Annotated in this window: 2 protein-coding genes; both read right to left on the minus strand. The window is 40.5% G+C overall.

Translation table 11 applies throughout. The features are described from left to right. Window positions 1-440 precede the first annotated feature (440 nt). Window positions 441-566: a photosystem II protein Y gene (locus tag F6K22_RS39860; protein ID WP_293110594.1), complete on the minus strand. Its 126-nt coding sequence runs from the start codon at window positions 564-566 to the stop codon at window positions 441-443. Window positions 567-845: 279 nt separating this feature from the next. Further along, window positions 846-1,373, minus strand: a complete 528-nt coding sequence (locus F6K22_RS39865; protein WP_293110596.1) for a gamma carbonic anhydrase family protein — start codon at window positions 1,371-1,373, stop codon at window positions 846-848. Window positions 1,374-1,862: the final 489 nt, after the last annotated feature.

Raw genomic sequence — 1,862 nt, forward strand, 5'->3', positions numbered from 1 at the left:
AGAGGCTGCTGGGCTAGCAGTGTCAGCGCCAGTCGCTCATGGGGGAGACCCCCAAGACCGCGCTGGCTTGTCTGTGGAGCGACCGTAAGACCGAAAAGAGGGAAGGGCCTTGGAGGCTGGTGCATTGTTAGCGCAGCTCCTCTGCAAGAGGCAGCAGAAAACCCTAATCAGTGATGGTTAGGAATCCCGCGCTGTCACGCAAGTGCAGCGTCGGGAGGATGTCAATTGTGGGTATTCAAACAGACATGATACAGCATTTTTCAGGATAGTGAGGTACACTTAAAGATTATCTCTATTTCTTCTTCCCTGCTCTCTGCTCACTACTTCCCCAGAACTTTGTACCTCCAAATTGTGGAAAACTGTTATATTAGCAATAAAATGCCGACTGTTTCTTCTAGTTAGATAACAGTCGGCACTTAAATAAATATATTATACTTACTTTAGGCTTCCTTATTTAAGAACTTTTGAAGTTGTTGGAGAGCCAGAACACCAATATTGAATACAGCCCAACCACCAGCAGCAAGTATCGGAAATAGAACGATTAACAAGCGAAAGTCAAAATCCATTTATTCTCCTCCTCAAGATTTAAAAGTATTTTTCTTTATTTTCTAATGTATCGCAATTTGAATTTTATGTTAACCTTTACTTATATGACTTTTGACTTTTAAGTTTAAACTTTTGACTTGATTAGGAAAAAGATTAATTATTGATATTTCCTTAAATCAACTTTTGACTTTTGACTTTTGACTCGATCGGGACTTACGCATAGGTACTATATATAGAGTACAAAAACTGTAGCGCTATAGTTTTTAACACTACATACATGGTCTGTGCGTAAATCCTATTTACTTTGTAAACCCAATATCAGTTCCTTTGCCATCATGAACCAAAGCTAACTTTTCATAACGTTCAGCATGTTCAAGCAAATCAGCAGTTTCTTGTTCCGAAAGCTCCCGAACTTTTTTTGCAGGTACTCCCACCACCAGAGATGAAGGCGGTACATCCTTCGTAACAATCGAACCAGCTCCAATCATACTACCCGCTCCTACTCGTACACCATTCAAAATTACAGCTCCAATCCCAATTAAACAACCTCTTTCTATATAAGCTGAGTGAATCACAGCTTGATGTCCAACCGTTACACAATCTTCTAACACAGTTGGTATCCCAGGGTCTCCATGAAGGACTGCCCCATCTTGGACATTGCTATGGTCTCCAATAATAATTTTTTCCACATCCCCCCGGACTACAGCTCCATACCAAATACTAGCTCCTATGCCTACTTCTACTTTGCCCATAACTGTAGCGTTATCTGCGACAAAAGCAGCTTTCGATAAATCTGGAGGAGACCAAAAACAGGGCTGATTTGACATTATTTCGTTAATATTGATTGATGTTTGCCTAATCAGAATTTTATCATCAGAAACTGCTTACCTCATAATTAAACTTAAGAGTTTAATGTACTACCTACTTAGAGTAGCTCTTCTATAGTTGCCAGTATCAAATTCTCTTGCACAACCTTAAATTGGCATTGCTGAATCAAAGGATGAATATAATTCATTAATGGATAATGGATAATTACCTCTGGTTAAAACCGTGAGGGAATTGAATATCAGGAAATTCAAGAGCACTTTTCTCTTGGTCGATTGGAGGCAAGCGAGGAGACCTCGCTATCCCTCGACCCCTTTTTCCCCTTTAAAGGGGAGGCTAATAAAGCTGAATTATTTAATTAATAATTGAAGTAGCACTCAGCACTCAGCTAGCCTCTTTCAGAGGAGCTGCCTCTTACAGAGGAGCTTCGCTAACGCTAACAGCAGTCAGCTTATTCAAGGTGTATAATGGGGGATTCTTTCCCCCCCCCA

The sequence above is a fragment of the Okeania sp. SIO2F4 genome, from assembly GCF_010672385.1.
Taxonomy (GTDB): domain Bacteria; phylum Cyanobacteriota; class Cyanobacteriia; order Cyanobacteriales; family Microcoleaceae; genus Trichodesmium.

Coding starts and splice junctions, on each gene's coding strand:
- F6K22_RS39860 (WP_293110594.1), bottom strand. CDS start 566: ATGGATTTTGACTTTCGCTTGTTAATCGTTCTATTTCCGATACTTGCT.
- F6K22_RS39865 (WP_293110596.1), bottom strand. CDS start 1,373: ATGTCAAATCAGCCCTGTTTTTGGTCTCCTCCAGATTTATCGAAAGCT.